The 19,720-nt window shown below is 68.4% G+C and carries 18 protein-coding genes and 1 tRNA gene; 10 read left to right on the forward strand and 9 right to left on the reverse strand.

The window, feature by feature from the left end; translation table 11 throughout:
• Window positions 1-28: 28 nt before the first annotated feature.
• Window positions 29-2,140, reverse strand: coding sequence for a hypothetical protein (locus tag ON38_RS21350; RefSeq protein WP_157181835.1), 2,112 nt, complete (start codon window positions 2,138-2,140; stop codon window positions 29-31).
• 574 nt (window positions 2,141-2,714) lie between these two features.
• Between ON38_RS21350 and ON38_RS21360 the strand changes: the two genes are divergently transcribed.
• From ON38_RS21360 to ON38_RS21385, 6 genes are all read left to right on the forward strand, one after another.
• Window positions 2,715-3,158 (forward strand): GyrI-like domain-containing protein, encoded by a 444-nt coding sequence (locus tag ON38_RS21360; RefSeq protein WP_039826705.1) that lies wholly within the window; start codon window positions 2,715-2,717, stop codon window positions 3,156-3,158.
• Window positions 3,155-3,607, forward strand: coding sequence for a GyrI-like domain-containing protein (locus ON38_RS21365; RefSeq protein WP_039826706.1), 453 nt, complete (start codon window positions 3,155-3,157; stop codon window positions 3,605-3,607). Before ON38_RS21360 ends, ON38_RS21365 begins: the two co-directional genes overlap by 4 nt.
• 266 nt (window positions 3,608-3,873) lie before the next feature.
• Window positions 3,874-4,647, forward strand: a complete 774-nt coding sequence (locus ON38_RS21370; protein WP_051165035.1) for a hypothetical protein — start codon at window positions 3,874-3,876, stop codon at window positions 4,645-4,647.
• Window positions 4,637-6,787, forward strand: coding sequence for an Rv1355c family protein (locus tag ON38_RS21375; RefSeq protein ID WP_051165036.1), 2,151 nt, complete (start codon window positions 4,637-4,639; stop codon window positions 6,785-6,787). Before ON38_RS21370 ends, ON38_RS21375 begins: the two co-directional genes overlap by 11 nt.
• Window positions 6,788-6,803: 16 nt before the next feature.
• Window positions 6,804-8,666 (forward strand): bifunctional diguanylate cyclase/phosphodiesterase, encoded by a 1,863-nt coding sequence (locus ON38_RS21380; protein ID WP_039826719.1) that lies wholly within the window; start codon window positions 6,804-6,806, stop codon window positions 8,664-8,666.
• 89 nt (window positions 8,667-8,755) lie between these two features.
• The gene (locus ON38_RS21385) at window positions 8,756-9,883 is read left to right on the forward strand and encodes a glycosyltransferase (RefSeq protein ID WP_039826707.1); all 1,128 of its coding nucleotides are present in this window, start codon (window positions 8,756-8,758) and stop codon (window positions 9,881-9,883) included.
• A gap of 56 nt (window positions 9,884-9,939) precedes the next feature.
• On the opposite strand, the gene ON38_RS21390 is transcribed toward ON38_RS21385, so the two are convergent.
• Window positions 9,940-10,434 (reverse strand): DUF4254 domain-containing protein, encoded by a 495-nt coding sequence (locus tag ON38_RS21390; protein WP_245564144.1) that lies wholly within the window; start codon window positions 10,432-10,434, stop codon window positions 9,940-9,942.
• 393 nt (window positions 10,435-10,827) lie between these two features.
• Between ON38_RS21390 and ON38_RS21395 the strand changes: the two genes are divergently transcribed.
• Window positions 10,828-11,265 carry an SPW repeat protein gene (locus ON38_RS21395; RefSeq protein ID WP_039826721.1) on the forward strand — a complete coding sequence of 146 codons (438 nt, stop codon included), beginning with the start codon at window positions 10,828-10,830 and terminating at the stop codon, window positions 11,263-11,265.
• Window positions 11,266-11,556: 291 nt separating this feature from the next.
• Here ON38_RS21395 and ON38_RS21400 read toward each other — a convergent pair.
• The 5 genes from ON38_RS21400 to ON38_RS21420 form a co-directional block, all read right to left on the reverse strand.
• A tRNA-Ala gene (locus ON38_RS21400) sits at window positions 11,557-11,629 on the reverse strand.
• A gap of 123 nt (window positions 11,630-11,752) precedes the next feature.
• Window positions 11,753-12,772, reverse strand: coding sequence for a divisome protein SepX/GlpR (gene sepX, locus ON38_RS21405; RefSeq protein WP_039826708.1), 1,020 nt, complete (start codon window positions 12,770-12,772; stop codon window positions 11,753-11,755).
• A 263-nt stretch (window positions 12,773-13,035) separates the two neighbouring features.
• Complete coding sequence (locus ON38_RS21410) at window positions 13,036-13,686, reverse strand: GNAT family N-acetyltransferase (protein ID WP_039826722.1); 651 nt, start codon at window positions 13,684-13,686, stop codon at window positions 13,036-13,038.
• A gap of 12 nt (window positions 13,687-13,698) precedes the next feature.
• On the reverse strand, window positions 13,699-14,958 hold the full coding sequence (glp, locus tag ON38_RS21415) for a molybdotransferase-like divisome protein Glp (protein ID WP_039826709.1): 1,260 nt from the start codon (window positions 14,956-14,958) through the stop codon (window positions 13,699-13,701).
• Between the two features lie 36 nt (window positions 14,959-14,994).
• On the reverse strand, window positions 14,995-15,960 hold the full coding sequence (locus tag ON38_RS21420) for a UTP--glucose-1-phosphate uridylyltransferase (protein ID WP_039826710.1): 966 nt from the start codon (window positions 15,958-15,960) through the stop codon (window positions 14,995-14,997).
• 92 nt (window positions 15,961-16,052) lie between these two features.
• On the opposite strand from ON38_RS21420, the gene ON38_RS21425 reads away from it, so the two are divergent.
• The 3 genes from ON38_RS21425 to ON38_RS21430 all read left to right on the forward strand — a co-directional run bounded on the left by ON38_RS21425 (window position 16,053) and on the right by ON38_RS21430 (window position 17,919).
• Window positions 16,053-16,655, forward strand: coding sequence for a 5-formyltetrahydrofolate cyclo-ligase (locus ON38_RS21425; RefSeq protein WP_051165037.1), 603 nt, complete (start codon window positions 16,053-16,055; stop codon window positions 16,653-16,655).
• Window positions 16,656-16,771: 116 nt separating this feature from the next.
• Window positions 16,772-17,080, forward strand: a complete 309-nt coding sequence (locus ON38_RS35055; RefSeq protein ID WP_083872968.1) for an FmdB family zinc ribbon protein — start codon at window positions 16,772-16,774, stop codon at window positions 17,078-17,080.
• Between the two features lie 143 nt (window positions 17,081-17,223).
• Window positions 17,224-17,919, forward strand: a complete 696-nt coding sequence (locus ON38_RS21430; RefSeq protein ID WP_083872976.1) for an SAF domain-containing protein — start codon at window positions 17,224-17,226, stop codon at window positions 17,917-17,919.
• Between the two features lie 111 nt (window positions 17,920-18,030).
• Here the strand turns inward: ON38_RS21430 and ON38_RS21435 are convergent, their stop codons facing one another.
• Complete coding sequence (locus tag ON38_RS21435) at window positions 18,031-18,699, reverse strand: MspA family porin (RefSeq protein WP_039826711.1); 669 nt, start codon at window positions 18,697-18,699, stop codon at window positions 18,031-18,033.
• Between the two features lie 72 nt (window positions 18,700-18,771).
• Window positions 18,772-19,446, reverse strand: a complete 675-nt coding sequence (locus ON38_RS21440; RefSeq protein WP_039826725.1) for an MspA family porin — start codon at window positions 19,444-19,446, stop codon at window positions 18,772-18,774.
• Window positions 19,447-19,720 lie beyond the last annotated feature (274 nt).

Consider the following 19,720-nt stretch of genomic DNA (forward strand, 5'->3'; position numbering starts at 1 on the left):
GACAGTTCGGCACACGGCGAAGTCCGCGTCACAGATCCCAGGGGTCCAGGCCGAACTCGGGGACCGTGTGATCGAGATTCGCGAGTCGCTTCACCGACGCCGCCAGAGCTTCCCGGTTCGCGTGGGTCGGGTGATCGTTGAAGGCCATCGAGATGTCGTAGTGATCAGTGGCCAGTCGATGGGCGATGGCGGTCCGGGTGGCGCGGCCGACCGAGTTCCATTCCTCCGCGCTGATATTGGCCCGCAGGGCGCGGTCGGAATCCCAGTACCGCTCGACCCGTGCGATGAACTCGTGGTTGAGCACTGCGCCGGGTTCGGGCGCCAGGGTATGCCGGGACAGGCTGTCGGCGTCGGCCACTGCCTGTGCCGCGAACGCCGCCTGCGCGTCGGTTCCGGCGTGGTTCATCACCGCGTTACCGGAGGCGACGGCCTTCTGCAGGGGGCCGAAGCCGTACGGATTACGCGATCTGGTCTCGTCCCGGACCGCACGGGCGCGCAGCGCCTGGTTCACGGCGCTGTGGCCGGCCCCCGCGTCCAGCAGCACGGCCGACATGTGCTGATAGGGCACTCGATTGTTGCCGAGGTACTTGATCGCGCGCGCGAGTCCCAGCTCGGTCTCGATCCCGCCCCAGGCGTCGGCTTCCCGCCGCGCCAGCAGTCGCCAGTTCTGCCGGGCCAGCGATGCCCATTCGTGCCCTTCCAACCGGCTCGCCGCGGTGGCCACATTCACCCGGTCGCTGCGCATCTTGCCCAGAGCCAGCGGGCTGAGCGGGTTGAGCGTGCGCCCCGCGAGCCACGCGGTGAGCGGCGAGGAGTTGACGGTGTTCAGGGCAGCGAGACTCGCGATCGCGCCGACGCCCGAACCGCCCCCGGAACCCTTTCCGCCGCCGCCCATACCGAGCGCGGTACCGCCCGAGCCGCCGCGGGCGCCCTGGATCGCGAGCGAGAACCGGTTGGTCATCCAGTTCGAACCGCGGGTCAGCCCCTTGGCCAGCCGGCCGAACTGCAGGATCGCGACGATTTCCACGACCGCGGTGATGACGATGACCGCGAGCACCTGTCCGCGCGCCTGCTGGAACAGGTTGCCGAGGAACAGCAGGTACACCCCGATGAAAACGGTGTAGGCACACATCCGGGCCGCCGCGATACCCGTGTTCACCAGGTTGCGCACCAGGAACGTCTGGGTGGGCCCGAACACGAAACCACCCGCGGCGAATCCGAAGGTCGCCATGAATCCCTGCAGGATCGCGTCCAGCGCGGCCCGCATCAGCCGATAGGACAGCACTACCGCGAACAAGAGCAGTACGGCCGCCGAGACCAGCAGCAGCAGACCGGTGCCGATCTGCCCCAGGCTCGGGTGGGCGGCGGCCGCGGCCGCGGCGGTGTCCCCGCAGGACTCCAGGGCGCGCTGGGTCCGGTCGGTGTCCCCGGTCCGCACCCCAGAGGACCACGCCGCGGCACACGAGGACTGGTTGTCCACGATATGGCCGAAGTTCCACACCTGCACCGGGCGGCGCGCGAAGTTGTCGGCCATATCGCCCTGCAGCGTGCTCACCGCCAGGTCGGGGTTCCGGTTGGTGGACCCGTTCAGGCCCGACGCGACCGCCAAACCGACGTCGCGCCCTTGGGCGAGCACTCCGTCGGAGCCCAGGGCGGCAGCCAGCGGGTCGGCCAGGAACAGTGGACCCAGCACCGCCACGGCCAGCATCGTCACCGTCTGGATCACCGCGCGGGCGTGGAAGCCTCGCGCGATGAACCACGCCACGAAGAAGGCGCCGATCGTCGCCGCGGTCATCAGGACGGCCGGTGTGGCGAGCTGGTCGGCCAGCGCGCCGGCGGTACCGCGCAGGGCATCGGCGAACAGGTCCAGCCAGGCGAAGCTCAGCGCGTAGCCGATGAACCAGATCGCGGTGGTCACGATGATCATGTAGCCGACGAATTCCAGACCCACCACGGTCCACACGACCGTGCCGCCGGGGTCGAGCAGCCCGCCCTTGTCACTGATATAGCTGTAATCGGCGAGCTCCACGCCGAAGGAATCCCGGATGTCCATCCAGGCCACTCCGTCGATCCGATTCGAACCGGTCGCGCCGTCCTGCGCCATGGCGACCGCACCGAGCGCACCCGGGAGAGCGGTCAATACAAAGGCGCCGGCGAGGCACCAGAGGAGGCGGCGCCCCCATCTCGATACCGGCCGCGGTATACCGCTCCCGCGCTCGCCCCACAGGCACATGGCCGAAGGTCCGGCTACTGAGCTGCGCGTTTCGCGCGCTCGTCGGACACGGGCACGGCCCGCCGGTCTGGTCTGCCGATCATGCTGGCATTGGTATCGACGCCGAATGAAATTCAGCTGAACTGGCAGTGGCGGATCGGGCCCACGGCGGTGAATTACGAAACAATACCTGGCGAAATCCCCAACCCTGAGAACAGGGGTAAAATGCCGAATTCAACACGTAATGTACGTAATTCGGTGATGAAGCCGATTACTCCCGAATTGCCCGGCTGTGGCGCCCGGAGAAATTACATCTCATGATAATGGGTTCCGAATCGGACCGTAGGAACTCCGCCGATCCCGTTGCCGCGCACTCGCGGGCCCGGGCCGCGGCGCCGGGCGCGGGCAACCGGCCGGCAGCGCCGTCGGTTGATAGCATGACGGATCCAGCCGACCATTCGGTCGGCTTGCCGACCAGGACACATCTCGAAAGAGTCGTTCCATGCAGTTTGAATTCGTCGAGCGGGACGAGACGTGGGTCGCCGGACTTCCGGTACGCAGCCCCAAGCGTGCGCTCGGTGAGTTGTACGACCGCGACCTCGAAGGCGCCTGGGCGTCGGTACTGCATCACGAGCTGGGCGGGCCCCTCGCCACGGCGTACACGGATTACTCGACGGAGCTGGGCACCTACAACACTCAGATCGTCGGATATCAGTGCAGTTCTTTCGACGAGGTCACCCGCGGACATCTGGTCGCCCGGCTGCCGCGCGGCACCTATGCGAAGTTCTCCTCGGTGGGTAACTTCCCGCAGATCATGACCAGCCTGTGGACACAGATCGCCTACGCCGAGGAGCACCACCAGATCAACCGGACCTTCTCCGGCGACTTCGAGTTCTACCCGCACGCCTACAAGATCGATCTGTATCTGGCGGTCGAGACCCGATGACCTACACGATCGTGGTGCGCGGCGAATCCGTGTACGCCGGACTCGTCTTCCCGAAGGTCCGGCCCAGCTTCAAGGTGAGCAACAGCGAGCTCATCGAGTTCCTCAAGGACCGGGTGCGCGAGCGGCTGGACGCCGCCGGATCGGCCGACGGCCAACGACCCATGTACACCGTCTATGTCCGGACGCCGACCGGGACCTACAACGCGCTGGTGTGTTTCGAGTACACCGACCCGGGCCATGCCCCGGTCGGCGACGTACTGGTCCGCGTTCCGCGTGGTGTCTACGCCCGGTTCGTCCCCAACGGCGACTACCACGACCCGGTCGAGGACGTGTGGGCCCAGGTGGACGACGCGACCGCCTCGGCGGAGATCACCCGCGCCTACCGCGAGGAGATCGAGATCTGGCACGGATCGGAATCGGTGGAGCTGTTCATCTCCATCACCCCCTGACCTCGGGCCGAAGTCGTTGCCGATCGGTAACCAACTCGGTACCAACCGGTCTGGTGGTAACGGCGCATTCCGACTTCATCCGGGTTGACCTGCGATAACGATCTGACGCAGAGCCGGTTTCCGGAAGATTAACCAGAGTTCTGGTCAATTGTCCTTCGATGACGGATACTGCACTGGGCACGCCGACGAGCCGGGGCGTCGGTCGGGCTGCTGGACAACAAATCCCGCACGTCCCTCGCGTCGTGCGGCGAAAGAGTAGGAACTGCATGACTGTCGAAACGATCGCAGTCGGCCAGGAAGACCCGTGCCACGGCCGCACTGTGAGATTTCGCGACAACGTCTCCGGTTACGCCCTCCACGTGACCACCCCGAATCGCTCACCCGGTCTGTGGCGGCGATACCTGGCGGGAGCGCGGGAAGCGTACCGCCACTTCGGCAACGAACCCGCCCTGGACTACGACGAGGTCCGCGACGGGTCCTCGACGGCGCTCTTCTTCGCCGCCACCGACGCCCAGGACGAAGTGGTCGCCGGACTTCGCGTCCAAGGGCCCTACACCTGGGTGTCCGAGGTCGGCTCGCTCACCCCGTGGGCGGGCCGGCCGGGCGCGACCGAACTGGGTCTGATGATGGCCCGGCGCATTCCACGCGGGGTGGTGGAATCCCGCGCGGTGTGGGTCGCCCGCAACGCGGCCCGGCGCAATGAACTGACCGCGGCGATCTCCCGCTGTATGGCCCATGCGCCGCGCCTGCTCAACGCCCGATACGGCTTCGCCACGGTCGCCTCCTTCACCACCGAACGCCACCGCGCCAGCGGCGGCGTGGTGGCCCAGGCGATCCCGCCGGTGCCCTACCCCGACGAGCGCTATCGCACGCTGCCGATCTGGTGGGACACCCGGACCTATCACGTATTTGCTGATAAGTTGCAGTATCTGCTCATGCGTGGTGAACTTCGCGCTATGGGATTAGCTGAACCGCGGTCGCAGCGGTCGCGGCGACTGTGCGGACACAGTGGGGAGGAATGCAACGCATATGGTCGGTGAGGCAGATCTCGGGGTGGAATACCGGCCGCTGATCCTGGACCCGAGCGATCCCGACGACGAACGAGCCCTCGCGGGGCTGCGCGCCACCCCGCATACCGAGTTCAACGATCTGCGCGGTCTGCTCGCCGCGGAGTTCGGCCGGCTCAACGATCCGCCGGATACCGGGGAGAGCGCGATCGACGACCGCTGGGTGTACTACCCGTGGCGGCGCAGCGTGCTCGTACTGCCGGGACCGCGCACCTTCCGCGCCATCCGCCTGGACCGCAACCGCAACAAGCTGACCCGGGCCGAACAGGACCGGCTGAGCACCGTCACGGTCGGGGTGGTGGGGCAGAGCGTCGGTCACGCCATCGCCTACACGCTGGCGCAGGAAGGCGTATGCGGTGGACTGCGGCTCGCCGATTTCGACGAACTCGAACTGTCCAATCTCAATCGGGTACCCGCCACCCTGTTCGATATCGCGGTGAACAAGGCGATCGTCACCGCCCGGCGGATCGCCGAACTCGACCCGTACCTGCCCGTGGAGGTGCGCGGCGGCGGTGTCGACGCCGAAACCGCGGACGATTTCGTCGACGGTCTGGGAATCGTTGTGGAGGAATGCGATTCCCTCGACATCAAGCTGCTCATCCGGGAAGCGGCCCGGCGGCGCCGGCTGCCGCTGATCATGGAGACCAGCGACCGCGGTCTGCTCGATGTCGAGCGTTTCGACCTGGAACCGGACCGGGCCCCGTTCCACGGGCTGCTCGGCGATACCGGGGCCGAACAACTGCGCGGCCTGTCCACCCGCGACAAAGCGCCGTATGTGGTCGGTCTGCTCGGCGCTCGGGACCTGTCGGCCCGGATGGCCGGCAGTCTGGTGGAGGTCGGTGAGACCCTCAACAGCTGGCCACAGCTCAGCGGCGACGTGGTGCTCGGGGCGGCCAGTGTCGCGACGGCGATCCGCCGGATCGGGCTGGGCCGGCCGCTGCGGTCCGGCCGGACCCGGGTCGATGTGGAACAGGCGCTCGACGCGCTGGCCGACCCGGATATCGATACCGAGCACTATCCCGCCGACCCCGAATCCGACGACCCGGCCGGCACCACGATCGACCGCATCCTGGTCTGTGCGCAACGCGCGCCCTCGGGCGGCAACATCCAGCCGTGGTCGCTGCACGCCGCGCCGCAGGAACTGCGGATCGTGCTCGAACCCCGCTACACCACCGCCATGGACATCGGCTGTCGCGGCAGCGCCGTGGCCCTGGGGGCCGCGCTCTACAACGCCCGGGTCGCGGCCGCGGCCTACGACGTACTCGGCCCCTACGAATATCTCGAGGGTGCCGAACCGGACTCCCCGCTCACCGCGGTGCTCCGGCACGGCAGCGACACCGACCCGGCGCTGGCGGCGGACTATCCCTACGCACTCGCCCGCGAGACCAACCGCCGGCTCGGCTACGGCGGGCAGATCCCGGCCGGTGTGCTGGCCGGGCTGGCGGCGGCCGCGGCGGCCGAGGGGGCGAGGATGCGGGCTGTCGCCGATTCGCCGGGTATCCGCGCCCTGGCCGCCGTCCTGGCCGAATCGGACCGGATCCGCTACCTCACGCCGCTGCTGCACCGCGAGATGTTCGCGGAGATGCGCTGGCCCGGCGAGGACCTGACCGACGGTATCGATACCCGGTCGCTGGAACTGGCACCCGATGAGCGAGTCGCCCTGCAGATCGGGCGACGCGCCGATGTGATGGCCCAATTGCACAGCTGGTCGGCGGGAGCGGCACTGGGCGACTACGCCCGGGACAGGGTGCGCTCGAGTTCGGCCGTCGTCGCCCTCACCTTCACCCCCGATCCGGGCGCCGAGCCCGGCGCATTGACCGGTTACGCCCGGGCCGGGGCCGCGGTCCAGCGGCTGTGGATCCAGGCGCAACGATCCGGTCTGGCCGTCCAGCCGATGTCCCCCGTCTTCCTGTTTTCCCGATCCCGTACCGAACTGGATGCGCTGTCCCCGGCATACGCGGATAGACTGTCCACACTTCAGGGTCGTTTCCTGGAAATACTGGAAGTGCCGGAACAGGACAGCGTGGCGCTGGTACTACGCCTGAGTTACGCGGCAGCTGCCAGCGTGCGGAGCCGACGGCGCCCGGCATCGGGCGCGGACAGCCGCAGATAGTGTGATCGGAGATCAGGTGCCTCGGCGGACACTCGACTCGCTGGTGACCGAAGTCGCCGCGGAGCTGATGGGCGTCGATTCGGCGACCATGGTGTCGGCGACCGAGCAGGTGCTGGCCATGCTGATCGACTATTTCGATGTCGACTTCAGCTACCTGCGGCACAACGATCCCGCCAACCGATCCACGGTGCTGGTGGCCGAATGGCCGCCCCGCCAGGACGTGCCCGATCCGGATCCGCTCAAGATCGTGTATTTCGATCAGGCGGATTCGGTCTTCAAATCGCTCGAGCACGCCACCGAACCGTTCCTCATCCCCGCCAGCGCCGCCGATTACCAGCAGACCATCCATTCCGCGTCCGGACTGGGCGATATCAGCTCCGCGGCGGTACCGCTGGTGTCTCGGGGCCGGTCGACCGGTCTGCTCGGTTTCGTGAAGGTCGGCGACCGCGACTGGAGTACCCGGGAGTTGAACGTGCTCAAAGCCATCGCCACCCTGTTCGCGCAGTTGCAGGCCCGGGTGGAGGCCGAGGAGAAGCTCCGTTTCATCGCCCTGCACGACGACCTGACCGGTCTGGCCAACCGTCGCGCTCTGCTGGAGCATATGGAGCAGCGCCTGCAACCGGGCAGTCCCGGCCCGGTCGCGGCCTTCTTCCTCGACCTGGACCGGCTCAAGGCCCTCAACGACTTCCTCGGCCACACCGCCGGGGACAAGTTCATCCGGACTCTGTCCGAGCGGCTGCGCGACAATCTGGACCCCAACGATATGATCGCCCGCCTCGGCGGTGACGAGTTCGTGATCGTGCCCGCCAAACCCATGGACACCGTCGCCGCCGAATACGAGGCGACCCGGATCCAGGAACTGATCAGCCGCCGGGTCACCGTGGGCGGCGAGTCGGTGAGCCGGGGTGCCAGCGTCGGGGTGGCCGTCGGTATCCCCGGTGAGACCACCGTCTCCGACATCATGCGGCGCGCCGACCACGCGCTGCTGTCGGCCAAATCCGGCGGCGGCAACGGGGTGGCCCTGTTCACCGACGCCATGCGAGCCCAGTTCGAACTCCAGGACGATGTGGAACTGAACCTGCGCAGCGCGGTGGCCGATGGATCGCTGATCCTGCATTACCAGCCCGAGGTGGACCTGCGCACCGGCCGGATCGTGGCCATGGAGGCGCTGGTCCGCTGGATGCATCCGACCCGCGGCCTGCTTCCGCCCGGGGCGTTCGTGACCGTGGCCGAGGCCACCAACCTCGCCGGTGAGCTGGGTCGCTGGGTGCTGCGTACCGCCTGCGCGCAGTTCGCGCAGTGGCGGCGGCAGGGCCTGGCCACGAATATGGTCATGCGGATCAATGTGTCCCCGGTACAGCTGGTGAGCCTGGATTTCGTGGAGCGTATCGAGGACATCCTCCGGCATTTCGGCATCGACGGGAGCTCGATCTGCCTGGAGATCACCGAACATGTGGTGGTCCAGGATCTGGCGCGCACCCAGGTCACGCTGCGCGGGCTCAAACGGATGGGCGTCCAGATCGCCATCGACGATTTCGGTACCGGCTATTCTTCGCTCTCCCATCTCAAGGCGCTGCCGGTGGACGCGGTGAAGATCGACCGCGGCTTCGTGCAGCGCCTCGGCGCCAGTACCGACGATCTGGCCATTGTGAAGTCGATCATCGGGCTGGCCGGATCGTTCGGTCTCGGGGTGGTCGGCGAGGGTGTCGAGACGCCGGTCGCGGCCCGCACCCTGGTCGGCCTGGGCTGCTATCGGGCGCAGGGTTTCCTCATCGCGCGTCCGCTGCCCGCCGACGAGGTCGGCGAACATCTGGCGCTGGGGCGCATTCCGCTGAACCTGGACCTGCCCCGCGTCGGCCGGGGCATGCCCGCCCCGTAGCCTCGCGATGTCCAAATAACACGCGGCCTTCACCGCGAGTTCAACGCCCCGGTTCCGGTGGTAACCCGGCTGCCGCCACGATCGGCCACGTGCGCATCGTGCAACTGGCGAATTTCTACGGCCCGCGCTCGGGGGGCCTGCGTACCGCGCTGCACCATCTCGGTGCCGGCTACGTGGCCGCCGGCCACGAGGTCGTGCTCATCGTGCCCGGGCCGCGACCCACCGAAGAGGTCCTGCCGAGCGGCGCGCTGCGCATTACCCTGCCCGCGGTCGGGATCCCGTGGACGGGTGGCTACCGGGCGGCCGACCCGCGGCGGGTCGCCGATGTCCTCGACGGCCTGCGGCCCGATGTACTGGAGGTGTCCGATCGGCTGACGCTGCGCGGTTTCGGCCGCTGGGCGCGGCGCCGGAACGTGGCCGGGGTGATGATCTCCCATGAGCGCCTCGACCGGCTGCTGGGGCAGATCATGCCGGCCCGGATCGCCCGGCACTGCGCCGATATCGCCAACCGGCACACCGCCGCCGAATACGACATGGTGGTGTGCACCAGCGAATTCGCGCGAGCCGAGTTCCGGCGGATCGGCGCACCGAATGTCGAAATGGTGCCGCTGGGCGTGGATCTGGACCTGTTCAGCCCGCACCGCCACGACGACGGCCTGCGGGCCCACCTCGGGGTCCCTGGGCAACCGCTGCTGGTGCACTGCGGCCGGCTGTCGGTGGAGAAACGCGCCGACCGCAGTATCGAAGCGCTCGCCGAACTACGCCGGGACGGGCTCGACGCGCGCCTGGTGGTCGCCGGTGACGGCCCGCGCCGGGACGCACTCGAACGCCGCGCGAAGCTGCTACCGGAGCTGCCGGGCGGCCTGCCCGCGGTGCATTTCACCGGGTTCCTCAGCGACCGTTCGGAGGTGGCGAGATTGCTGGCGACCGCGGATATCTCGCTGGCTCCCGGCCCGCACGAAACCTTCGGCCTGGCCGCGCTGGAGGCGCTGGCCGCGGGTACCCCGGTGGTCGCGAGCAGGTCCTCGGCACTGGCCGATATCGTCACCGCCGACTGTGGCGCGGTCGCCGCCGACGATCCGGCTGCCTTCGCGCACGCGGTCACCGATGTACTGGCCCGCCCGGCCGCGCTCCGGCGCGGCGCGGCCCGGCGGCGAGCCGAGCAGTTCACCTGGCCCGCGGCCGTCTCGGGCATGCTCGCGGTGCTGGACCGCTGATGCCGGTGTTGCGGCCGGGCCGGATCGCCCGCGCTACCAGGGAACCGCGCGAGGGGTCACAGCCGGCCGGGTAGCCGCCGGCTGCCCCGGAGGAGCTCGGTGACCAGTTCCGTGTAGCCGTCGATCATCTCGGCCAGCCGATGCCAGCGTTTACGTGCCTGATGGTCCCGGGTGCCGTCGATCTCCATCACCTGGTTGGCATCCACCCAGCTCCAAGCCATACGGTCGATCACGGTACCGAGCGTTTCGGTGTGGATCAGTACGTCACCGTCGCGAGGCGCCGACCATGCGATGATCCAGTCGTCGATGTCCTCGACCAGCTCCCGGCGGCGGTCGTCCACCTCGGCGACCGAACGCGCGTCCCGCAGGGTCGTCCGATGGCCGTGCAGTAGGGCCAGAGCCCGGGCGGTGCGGAGTATGTCGTGGTCCTCGAACCGGTTGCCCTGGAAGCTGCACAGCAACTGGGTCGCCGTGGGCAGGTTCGGGGAGGCGGTGGGCGCCACTGTCCACGGATCAACCTCACCCGGCACCATCACACTCTGTTCAACCATGATCGACTCTCGATTCGGTCGTATCGCATATCGGATATGTTTTTGTTCAGTCGATGACAATAGCTGATAAACATAACTCCGAGTGGCGAAACGCACTATTGCGTTCGCTGATTCGAGACCATGAGGCACACCATCTCTCATCGGGTCTGTGTCGTCGCGAAAGCGATCGACGTCTCCCGCGGCCGTAGACAGTGGCGGACCGACCGACTCGCCATGCAACCGGGCCCGAGGACTCTCGTCCCCGAGAGAAGGACCGTCGACCCTACTGCCGTGAGTGGTGAGCGAGTCCAATCGAAACGTCATCCCTTTACTCGAGAGAAGACATCCCGAAGAGCTCTTTCCATCCACTGAACCCACCCGCCGCGGGGAGAGCCCGCTGAGGAGATGAGCGTCATGTCGGCATCAACGCATACCTCGCTCGAGACCCATCCGGATATCGTCGCGTTACGCGAGCGCTATGACCACGCAGGCGGCCGACCCCCCGTTCAGATCGCCGACGGTCTGCTGATGCTTTCCGGATTATACGCAGCGGCATCGGCGTGGATCGTGGGCTTCGCCGGCCAGACGTCGCTGACGACATCCAATCTGATCTGCGGTATCGCGATCGCAGTGCTGGCATTGGCGTACGGATCCGCATACGGACGCACCCACGGCATCGCGTTCGTCGCCCCGCTGCTCGGCGTCTGGCTGATCGTTTCCCCGTGGATCGTCTCCGGTGTCGATACCACGGCCGGGATGATCTGGTCCAATGTCGTCGTCGGGGCTGCTGTGTGCGTGCTCGGCCTGGGCACTGTCGCACTGGCCATGAGCCGGCCCACCCGGACGCGGTAACGGGGCCACCCGGACCCGGAGCAATGCGTTGCGACGTTCGACGCGCCGCTCTTGTGGCCATCGAGTGCGCCGGCGCCCACGGCGTCGGACTCGAGGCGCGACCGCGCAGAGCGGGGATCGTGCAGCCCGGCGACTATCGCCCGCCACAAATGTGGCCGTGAGCCGACCGACACTTCGCCCGTCGAGTCCAGCCCAGTGCCAAACCGGCTACGCGAGTACGGCATCCGTACCCGCACTGCTCGGAGCAGGGAATCAGTCCCCAGAATGAAGGCCGTTATTCGACCCGAACTGTGGAGCTAAGGGGAATCGAACCCCTGACCTTCTCGATGCGAACGAGACGCGCTACCAACTGCGCTATAGCCCCGTGCGGCTCGGTGAACCGCGCTGTGCCACTCTAGCAAACAGGGCTACCAGAATCCGAATCGGGGCCCTGAGCTGCGATTTCTTTCCACTCTGCGAGTGTCCGTGTGAGGGGACACGCTACCGGTCACGCCCCCGCGGCCCGGCGGATATCACCGCCGGTCGCCCGGTTGCGCACAGTCCGGGCGACGGACGCGTCATAGGCGTCCAGATGCTCGAACGCCGGATCTTCGTCGTCGGGTTCGAGCAGATGGGCGCGGCGACGCAGCGCGCGTGCGGTATCCCGGTCCATTCCGGGCCGGGCACTGCGTGGCGAGGCCGCTCCGGCGGCGGAGCCGTGGCCCGTGTCCTGGCCACGGCCGCTGAGCCGGGCACTGCGCCGCCGGCGGATCTCCTGTTCGATCCGGACCTGTTTGCGCAGATAACCCAGGTAGGTGACCAGGGACAGCGCGGTACCACCGCAGCCCCACCAGAAGATGGGCGCGACGGCGACCGCGAGGCCGCCGCACAGCACGGCACCGAGGACGAGAGCGACCACGGCGCGCTGCCGGAAGGTATAGCGCGCAGCCCGGGCGATGGCGTCGGCTTCGGGGTCGTAACCACCGCGGCCACGGCGGGACGGCACGAAGTCCTCGTCGTCGTCCTCTAGTTCGGGATCCGGTGCCCGCATCGTCGCCCGTACCGGGGGGATACGCGCGGGAACGTTGCTCTCGGCGTGCTCGGCCGGCCGGATGTCCTCTTCGTAGTCCTCGTCGCGCTCGGATTCCTCGTCGTACCGGTCGTCGCCGGATTCGGTGTCGGGCGCGGCGCCGTCCGCCCCTGTCTCCGGCTCGGTGCCCCCGAGCCGCTCGGCGCCGACCTCGTCCGCTTGCTCCTCGTCAGCCGCGGTACCGTGCTCCTCGGCCGATGTGCTCATCGGATCCTCCGCATCATTGGCGTGGTGACGCTTTCGGTAAGGCCGCGTGGTCCGCTTCTTGCGGGCATGCCCACTTCCCTTACGCCGTTTGGAATCTCCACGATGCAGTACCCGCGTCGCCAGGGCCGTGTCGGTTGTCCGGCGGATTCTGGGATGCCGGTCGGCAAGGATAGGAAACAGGACGAAGACCCACAGCACGACCAGCCCGATCCACAGGATCGAATTCGGCATCGTCGTCAGCACCTCCGTCCCGCCTGGTCGTCGTCCGAGCCCCCGCCATCAACCGTGTGCGCCCCGACGCCGGAGTCCTTCCCCGCGGGTACGTCTCGCAGATCGTGGTACGAGCTCTCCACCGGTGGCACACGACGCACCACCGACGTCCGTAGGTTAATTCCGAGTAGGGGTTCGATACGGCAGGCGCGCCGTGCACATCCGCCACATGAGTCACATTTCCACCAAAGCCGGGTCCGGGCAGGCCGGTTTCCGGCGGCACGTCACCGCAGCGTCAACCGTCCTTCCCGCGCCAGCCGGTCGACCACTCGGCCGGACACCTCCTCCACCGTGATCCCGACCAGCAGATGATCGCGCCAGGCCCCGTCCACATCGAGATACCTACGCAGCAGCCCCTCTTCACGGAAACCCACATTGCGCAGGACCGCCTGACTCGCCGGATTCTCGGGCCGCACGGTCGCCTCCACCCGGTGCAGGCCCACCGGACCGAAACAGTGGTCGAGCCCCAGCGCCAACGCCGCGGTCGCCACACCCTGCCCGCCGAGATCCTTGGCCACCCAGTACCCGATCCACGCCGAACGCAGCGCGCCGCGCACGATATTGCCGACCGTCAGTTGCCCGCTGAACGCACCATCGACCTCGATCACCAGCGGAATCATCGCCCCGCGGCGCGCCTCGGCCTTCAGGCTCGACCACAGCGGCGGCCAGTTCGAGGCATGGTTGCGCGCGTCCCAGGTCCCACGGCCGGTGGGCTCCCACGGCTCCAGATGATTCTGGTCCCGCAACCTGATCCGGCTCCAGGCCGCCGCGTCGCGCAATCGCACGGGACGCAACGTCACTTCGCCGGCGGACACCCGCACCGGACCGAGGTGCGCGGGCCACCCGGGATGCTGGGTGGCCCGGAAAACGTTCATGGACTCCACTTTCTAGCCGCGCTGCGCCAGAAACGCGACCCGGACCTTGTCACCGGTGCGAATTTCGGTGTCGTCGGGCTCGACCACGATGAGACTGTTGGCCTCCGACATGGCGGCCAGCAGATGCGACGACGCCCCGGCGCTGTTGCCCAGTGGCTGCACCAGGTACTCACCGGTGGCCTCGTCCCGCATCAGCTGGGCACGCAGATACCCCTTGCGGCCCGCCATCGACTGGATGGGCGTTATGGTCCGCGCCCGCACGATCCGGCGCATCGGCTGCCGCCTTCCCAGCGCGATCCGGATCAGCGGCCGCACCATCACTTCGAAAACCACCAGGGCGCCCACCGGATTGGACGGCAGCAGGAAGGTGGGTACCTCGTCGCGGCCGAGACGGCCGAACCCCTGCACCGAACCCGGATGCATCGCCACCCGGGCGATCTCCAGTTCACCGAGCCCCTCCAGCGCCTCGCACACCTGATCGGAGGCCCAGCCACCGACCGCGCCGGCGATCACCACCACTTCCGCGCGCACCAGCTGCCCCTCGACCACATCCCGGAGCCGGCGGGGGTCGGCATCGACGATGCCGACCCGGTTCACATCCGCGCCGGCGTCGCGCGCGGCGGCGGCCAGAGCGTAGGAGTTCACGTCGTAGACCTGTCCGGGTCCGGGCGCTCGGTCGATATCGACCAGCTCCTCGCCGATCGAGATCACCGACAGCCGCGGGCGCGGATGGACCAGCACCTTGTCCTGGCCCACCGCCGCCAGCAGACCCACCTGCGCGGGACCGATGATCGTGCCGGCGTGCACCGCGACGTCCCCGGGCTGCACATCGTCGCCGGCCCGGCGCACATAGTCGCCCGACCGCACCGGTTCGTAGACCTTGAGCCGGCCCCGGCCGCCGTCGGTGAAATCCAGTGGCAGCACCGCGTCGGCGAGGGTGGGCAGCGGCGCACCGGTCGCGACCCGGACGGTCTGCCGGGGCTGCAGCCGGATCGGCTGCCGCGAGCCGGCGAGTACCTCGCCGACCACCGGCAGCGTCAGGTCCACCAGTTCACCGTCCTCGTCGCGGATCTCGGCCCCGGCGGACGCGACATCCACACTGCGCACGGCATAGCCGTCGATGGCGGCCTGATCGAAGCCGGGCAGTGGTCGCTCGGTCACCACGTCCTCGGCGCACAGCAGGCCCTGGGCCTCGGAGATCGCGACGCGCACGGGCCGCGGCGCGACGGCCGCGGCGGTCACCTTGATCTGCTGATCCTCAACAGAGCGCATCCAGCCCTTCCCGATGTCCTCGCCCCGCAGGCGATCTCATTCGTCCGCGGTGAGTTGCGGGTTCCACTCCGGACTCAGCCGGTGCTGGAGCCACTCGCGCAGCGCGGGACCGTATTCCTCGCGCTCCAGTGCGAAATCCACCGCAGCACGAAGATAGCCGCCCGGGTTACCCAGATCGTGGCGCGACCCACGGTGGACGACGACATGGACCGGATGGCCCTCCTCGATGAGCAACGAGATCGCGTCGGTGAGTTGCAGTTCCCCGCCGGCGCCGGGTCCGATGCGGCGCAGGGCGTCGAAGATCGCGCGATCGAGCAGGTAGCGCCCGGCGGCGGCGTAGGTGGAGGGTGCCTCGGCCAGGCCCGGCTTCTCCACCATGCCCTTGACGCGCAGCACATTCGGGTTGACCGCGTCGGGTACCGGGGCCACGTCGAATACCCCGTAGGCGCTGACCTGGTCCTTGGGCACATCGATCGCGCACAGCACGGAACCACCGCGTTTACGGCGCACCCGGTTCATCACATCGAGCACTCCGCACGGCAACACCAGGTCATCGGGCAGCAGTACCGCGATGGCGTTCTCGTCGGAATCGAGCACCGATTCGGCCTGGGCCACCGCGTGACCGAGGCCGAGCGGTTCCTCCTGCACCACCGAGGTCACATCGAGCAGGCCCGGCGCCTTGCGCACCTTCTCCAGCAGCTGGAACTTCCCGCGCTCGGCGAGGGTGCTCTCCAGCACCAGATCCTCCACGAAATGCGCGACCACCCCGTCCTTGCCCGGCGAGGTCACGATCACCAGTCGACTGGCCCCGGATTCGGCCGCCTCACTGGCCACCAGCTCGATCCCGGGGGTATCGACCACCGGCAACAGTTCTTTGGGGACCGTCTTGGTCGCGGGCAGAAACCTCGTTCCCAGCCCGGCCGCGGGCACGACGGCCGTCCGGAAGCCCGGTTCCGGCGCGGAGGCGCCCTCGCTGCCCTGTTCTGCGGCCTTTTCTGTCATATACACACCCTATCCACCCGGAGTGCCGCCCAAACGGCTGTCCACCGGCTCGCCGCGGACTTTCGCGACGGAACCGGTACCGATGAGAGCCTATGGTTGTCGCCGTGCCTGTGCCCGACGAGCGTGACAAGCAGGCCTGGCGCGCGGAGATCCGCGCCCGCCGGGCGCGACTACCCGAACTCGTACGCGCCACGGAGGCCGCGGCACTGGCCGCCGCGGCCGGGGACCTCGGTCCCGCCGAATGGGTGTGCGCCTACGTGCCGATGCGCGACGAACCCGGTTCGGTGGCGATGCCCGAGGCGCTGCGCGCGGCCGGTAGCCGGGTGTTGTTGCCGGTGACCGGGTCCCCCGGCCCGCTGCGCTGGGGGGAGTTCACCGGCACCGGATCGCTGCGGCCGGGGCGTTACGGCCTGCTGGAACCGGCGGGTGCGGTGCTACCGCCGGAGACGGTCGCGCGGGCCGAGGTGCTGCTGATCCCGGCACTGGCGGTGGACCGGCGCGGGGTCCGGCTCGGCCAGGGTGCCGGCTACTACGACCGCACCCTGGGTATGGCCGATCCCACAGCTCGACGCACCGTGGTGGTCCGCGATGACGAGGTGGTCGACCGGCTACCCGAGGAACCGCACGATATCCGGATGACCTGGGTGCTCACCCCGGGTGGCGGCCTGCGCCGGCTGGGCCCGGCCGCGCCGTGAGACCCCGCCGCGGTGGCGCTCGGCACACTGGGGGGTATCCGGGAATCAATCGGCGATTGGCACTGTTGGCACTGTCGGCTGTAGAGTGCTAAGTCTCGAATACTGCGGAGGACCCAGTGCCAACCTATTCATACGCGTGCACCCAGTGCGACAACCGCTTCGATATCGTCCAGTCCTTTACCGACGAGGCTCTCACTGTCTGCTCGGAGTGCTCCGGCACTCTGCGTAAGCTCTTCAATTCGGTGGGCATCGTCTTCAAGGGCAGCGGCTTCTACCGGACCGACAGCCGCAGCGGCGCCTCGACCGCCAGTGAACCGGCCAAGTCCGAGAGCTCCACGTCGAGCTCTTCGGGATCCGCCGCGAAAGCCGGCTCGGACAAGGGCTCTTCCGGTGCCTCGTCGGCACCCGCCGCCGCTGCCAGCTGAGAGATACATCGCCCTCGGCCCCGGCCCGGACGGGCCGGTGAGAGCCGCCGCGTATCGCGGATGATCCATCCACACCCCGGAAGTTGTCCACAACCGCGCACAACCCCGGGTTCGGGACCGGAAAGTACTCATACGCTCGGCCCATGAGCCGTACCCGACCCCCGGCCCGTACGGGCATCGGTCGCCGCGCCCGCCTCGGCGCCGGTGACACCTGGCGCGACGCGTTCGCCGATCGCCCACCCTGGGCCGACGGGGTACTGCTGCGCCGTGTCTTGGCCGCACTGTGCGCACTCGCGGCCGTGGCACTGTTCCTCCGCGGCGATCCGGCCCATACGCGCCTCCCCGTCGTGGTCGCGGCCCGCGATCTGCCACCCGGCCATCTGCTCACCGCCGCGGATCTGCGCCTCGCCTCTTATCCTCCGGACGCCACACCCGAGGGCGCGGCCACCGACCCCGCGCCGCTATCCGGCGCCGTCCTCACCGCCGCCGTACGCGCGGGCGAGGTGCTCACCGATGTGCGCGTGGTCGGGCCACGGCTCGCCGAGGCGGCCACCGGGCGGCCGGACGCCCGGATCGTGCCCGTCCGTCTGGCCGATACCGCGATCACCGAGATCCTGCGCGCCGGTGACCGGGTGGACGTGGTGGCCGCCGGCACCGAGGATCCGGCACTCGCGCAGACCCTGGCGGTCGATGCGGCGGTGGTGCTGGTGTCGGGACCACCGGCGGATTCGGGCAGCCGCCGCGCCGAGCGGGTCGTGCTGGTGGCAATGGACGCCCGACGGGCAGCGGTCGTCGCCGCGGCCTCGCTGAACAGCGCACTCACCGTCATCTTCCACTGACTCCGGGCCACGCACGACGAAGAGACCCACCGCGAGAACGCGGCAGGTCCCTCCACCGAGATGTAGGTCCGGTCGAGCCGGGAACCCGGCCGGATGAGCCTTACGGCCGGATCAGCCGAGGCTGAACGGCTGACCCCACAGGGTCACCACGGACATCACGTGATCGGTCTCGACCTTGACCTTCACGAACGCGCGCGCCTGCGCGTAGCCGCCGCAGCCGTTGACGCCGATGGTCTGATCCGACCAGGTCACCGAACCGCTGTTGCCCTTGAACTTGTTATTGGTGGCGTGATCCTCGTTGCCGTAGTCGTCGGGCTTCTCGATATCGAGGATGTAGAAGGACTTCGCCTGGCCGGGGCCCAGCGTCAGGCTGCCGCCGACCTCACCGCTGGGGCTGACCTCACCGGACTCGCCGTCGATATCGGCGTCGACGCCACCCTCGGCGCCGCCGCCGTCGATATTGACCTGGCAGCCCACGACATAGCCGGGGTAGATCTTGCCGCCGACCTTCTCGCCGCCGGCGATCTCGACCTGCGCGCTGCCGGAGGCCCAGGCGTTGCGGTGGATCGGGGTCGCGCCCATGGACGGGCTGATGGTGGCCGATTCGCCGACGAGGCGCACGGTCACCGCGGTGCCGTCGGACAGGGTCTTGGTGATCTCGCCGCCGGGCAGCGGGATGAAGGTGTCGGCGTTGGCGGCGCCGGTGGAGAACAGGCCCAGCGCCACCGAGGCGGCCGCGCCGACGCCGGCAAGGCGCGCCAGATTCTTACGGTTGAACATGTGTATGTGCCCCTCTGGGGTTGAATTCGCTACAGCGAGAGATGTGGTGGGTGAATTCGACCGGTGCCGGTGTCAGCCGATGCTGAACGGCTGCCCGTAGAGGGTGGTCTTCGAGTAGTGGTCGCCGATGATCTCCACGACGGTGTAGGCGCGGGCCTGCGCGTAACCGGCGCAACCCTGGATCGCCATCTCCACATCCTGGTACTCGACGGAGTAGACGCCCGGCTTCTCGATGTCCTTGAAATCGATCTGCACGAACTCGACCTCACCGGGACCGAGGTCCAGGCCGATGGAGCCACCGACGCTGCCGCCGCCGACCTCCAGGCCGCCGGACACGCCCAGACCGATCGCGTCGTCGGCAATACTGACCTGGCAACCGACGATGTAGCCGGTGTTGATCTGCGAGGCGCCGTGCGTCGAGGAGTTGTTGGTCCCGTCCGCGCCGGTCGGGCCGTTGTTCGGACCGGCTTCGCCCTCGGGGGTCACCGCGACATCGGCGGTGGCGTTGCCCGAGACCCACACGGTGCGGCCCGCGCCGTTGGCGGCCAGAGACGGCGAGACGAGCGCGGTCTCATGGGTACGGGTGATCTTCACCCCGGGACCGAGTTTCTCACCGTCGGGCAGCGGAACGAAGGTGTCCGCGTTCGCGGCACCGGTCGAGAACAGGCCCATGGCCACCGCCGCGACAGCGCCGACGCCCAGAGCGCGCGCGCCGCAGCGCAGACCGGTGGTGCGGTTCTTGCTCATATTTCCCCTCATCAAGGTTTTCAGCGACACCCGGCATCGCAGCGATTCGATTGCCGGGGCGGCCCGAGGACAGGCTGCATAGAGCTTGAGGGACGGCTGTAGCCACCAGATGAACCCGAAACCACACAACCGGTGAACACTCGAGTACCGTGCCGCCGACACGGTGTGTCGACCGGATGAGTGCCAGGTGGCCGGAAAGTGACGGATGCTGGGGAAACACATTGCGGGCACCGGCTGCGCCGGTCCCCGTGGAAACGGAATACGGGCACGCCGC

It is taken from the genome of Nocardia testacea NBRC 100365, assembly GCF_000308775.1.
Lineage (GTDB): Bacteria > Actinomycetota > Actinomycetes > Mycobacteriales > Mycobacteriaceae > Nocardia > Nocardia testacea.

Bases quoted from the DNA above. Each gene is read 5' to 3' on its own strand.
- ON38_RS21360 (WP_039826705.1), top strand. From the start codon at position 2,715: ATGCAGTTTGAATTCGTCGAGCGGGACGAGACGTGGGTCGCCGGACTT.
- ON38_RS21365 (WP_039826706.1), top strand. From the start codon at position 3,155: ATGACCTACACGATCGTGGTGCGCGGCGAATCCGTGTACGCCGGACTC.
- ON38_RS21370 (WP_051165035.1), top strand. From the start codon at position 3,874: ATGACTGTCGAAACGATCGCAGTCGGCCAGGAAGACCCGTGCCACGGC.
- ON38_RS21375 (WP_051165036.1), top strand. From the start codon at position 4,637: ATGGTCGGTGAGGCAGATCTCGGGGTGGAATACCGGCCGCTGATCCTG.
- ON38_RS21390 (WP_245564144.1), bottom strand. From the start codon at position 10,434: ATGGTTGAACAGAGTGTGATGGTGCCGGGTGAGGTTGATCCGTGGACA.
- ON38_RS21395 (WP_039826721.1), top strand. From the start codon at position 10,828: ATGTCGGCATCAACGCATACCTCGCTCGAGACCCATCCGGATATCGTC.
- sepX (WP_039826708.1), bottom strand. From the start codon at position 12,772: ATGCCGAATTCGATCCTGTGGATCGGGCTGGTCGTGCTGTGGGTCTTC.
- ON38_RS21410 (WP_039826722.1), bottom strand. From the start codon at position 13,686: ATGAACGTTTTCCGGGCCACCCAGCATCCCGGGTGGCCCGCGCACCTC.
- glp (WP_039826709.1), bottom strand. From the start codon at position 14,958: ATGCGCTCTGTTGAGGATCAGCAGATCAAGGTGACCGCCGCGGCCGTC.
- ON38_RS21420 (WP_039826710.1), bottom strand. From the start codon at position 15,960: ATGACAGAAAAGGCCGCAGAACAGGGCAGCGAGGGCGCCTCCGCGCCG.
- ON38_RS21425 (WP_051165037.1), top strand. From the start codon at position 16,053: ATGGTTGTCGCCGTGCCTGTGCCCGACGAGCGTGACAAGCAGGCCTGG.
- ON38_RS21430 (WP_083872976.1), top strand. From the start codon at position 17,224: ATGAGCCGTACCCGACCCCCGGCCCGTACGGGCATCGGTCGCCGCGCC.
- ON38_RS21435 (WP_039826711.1), bottom strand. From the start codon at position 18,699: ATGTTCAACCGTAAGAATCTGGCGCGCCTTGCCGGCGTCGGCGCGGCC.
- ON38_RS21440 (WP_039826725.1), bottom strand. From the start codon at position 19,446: ATGAGCAAGAACCGCACCACCGGTCTGCGCTGCGGCGCGCGCGCTCTG.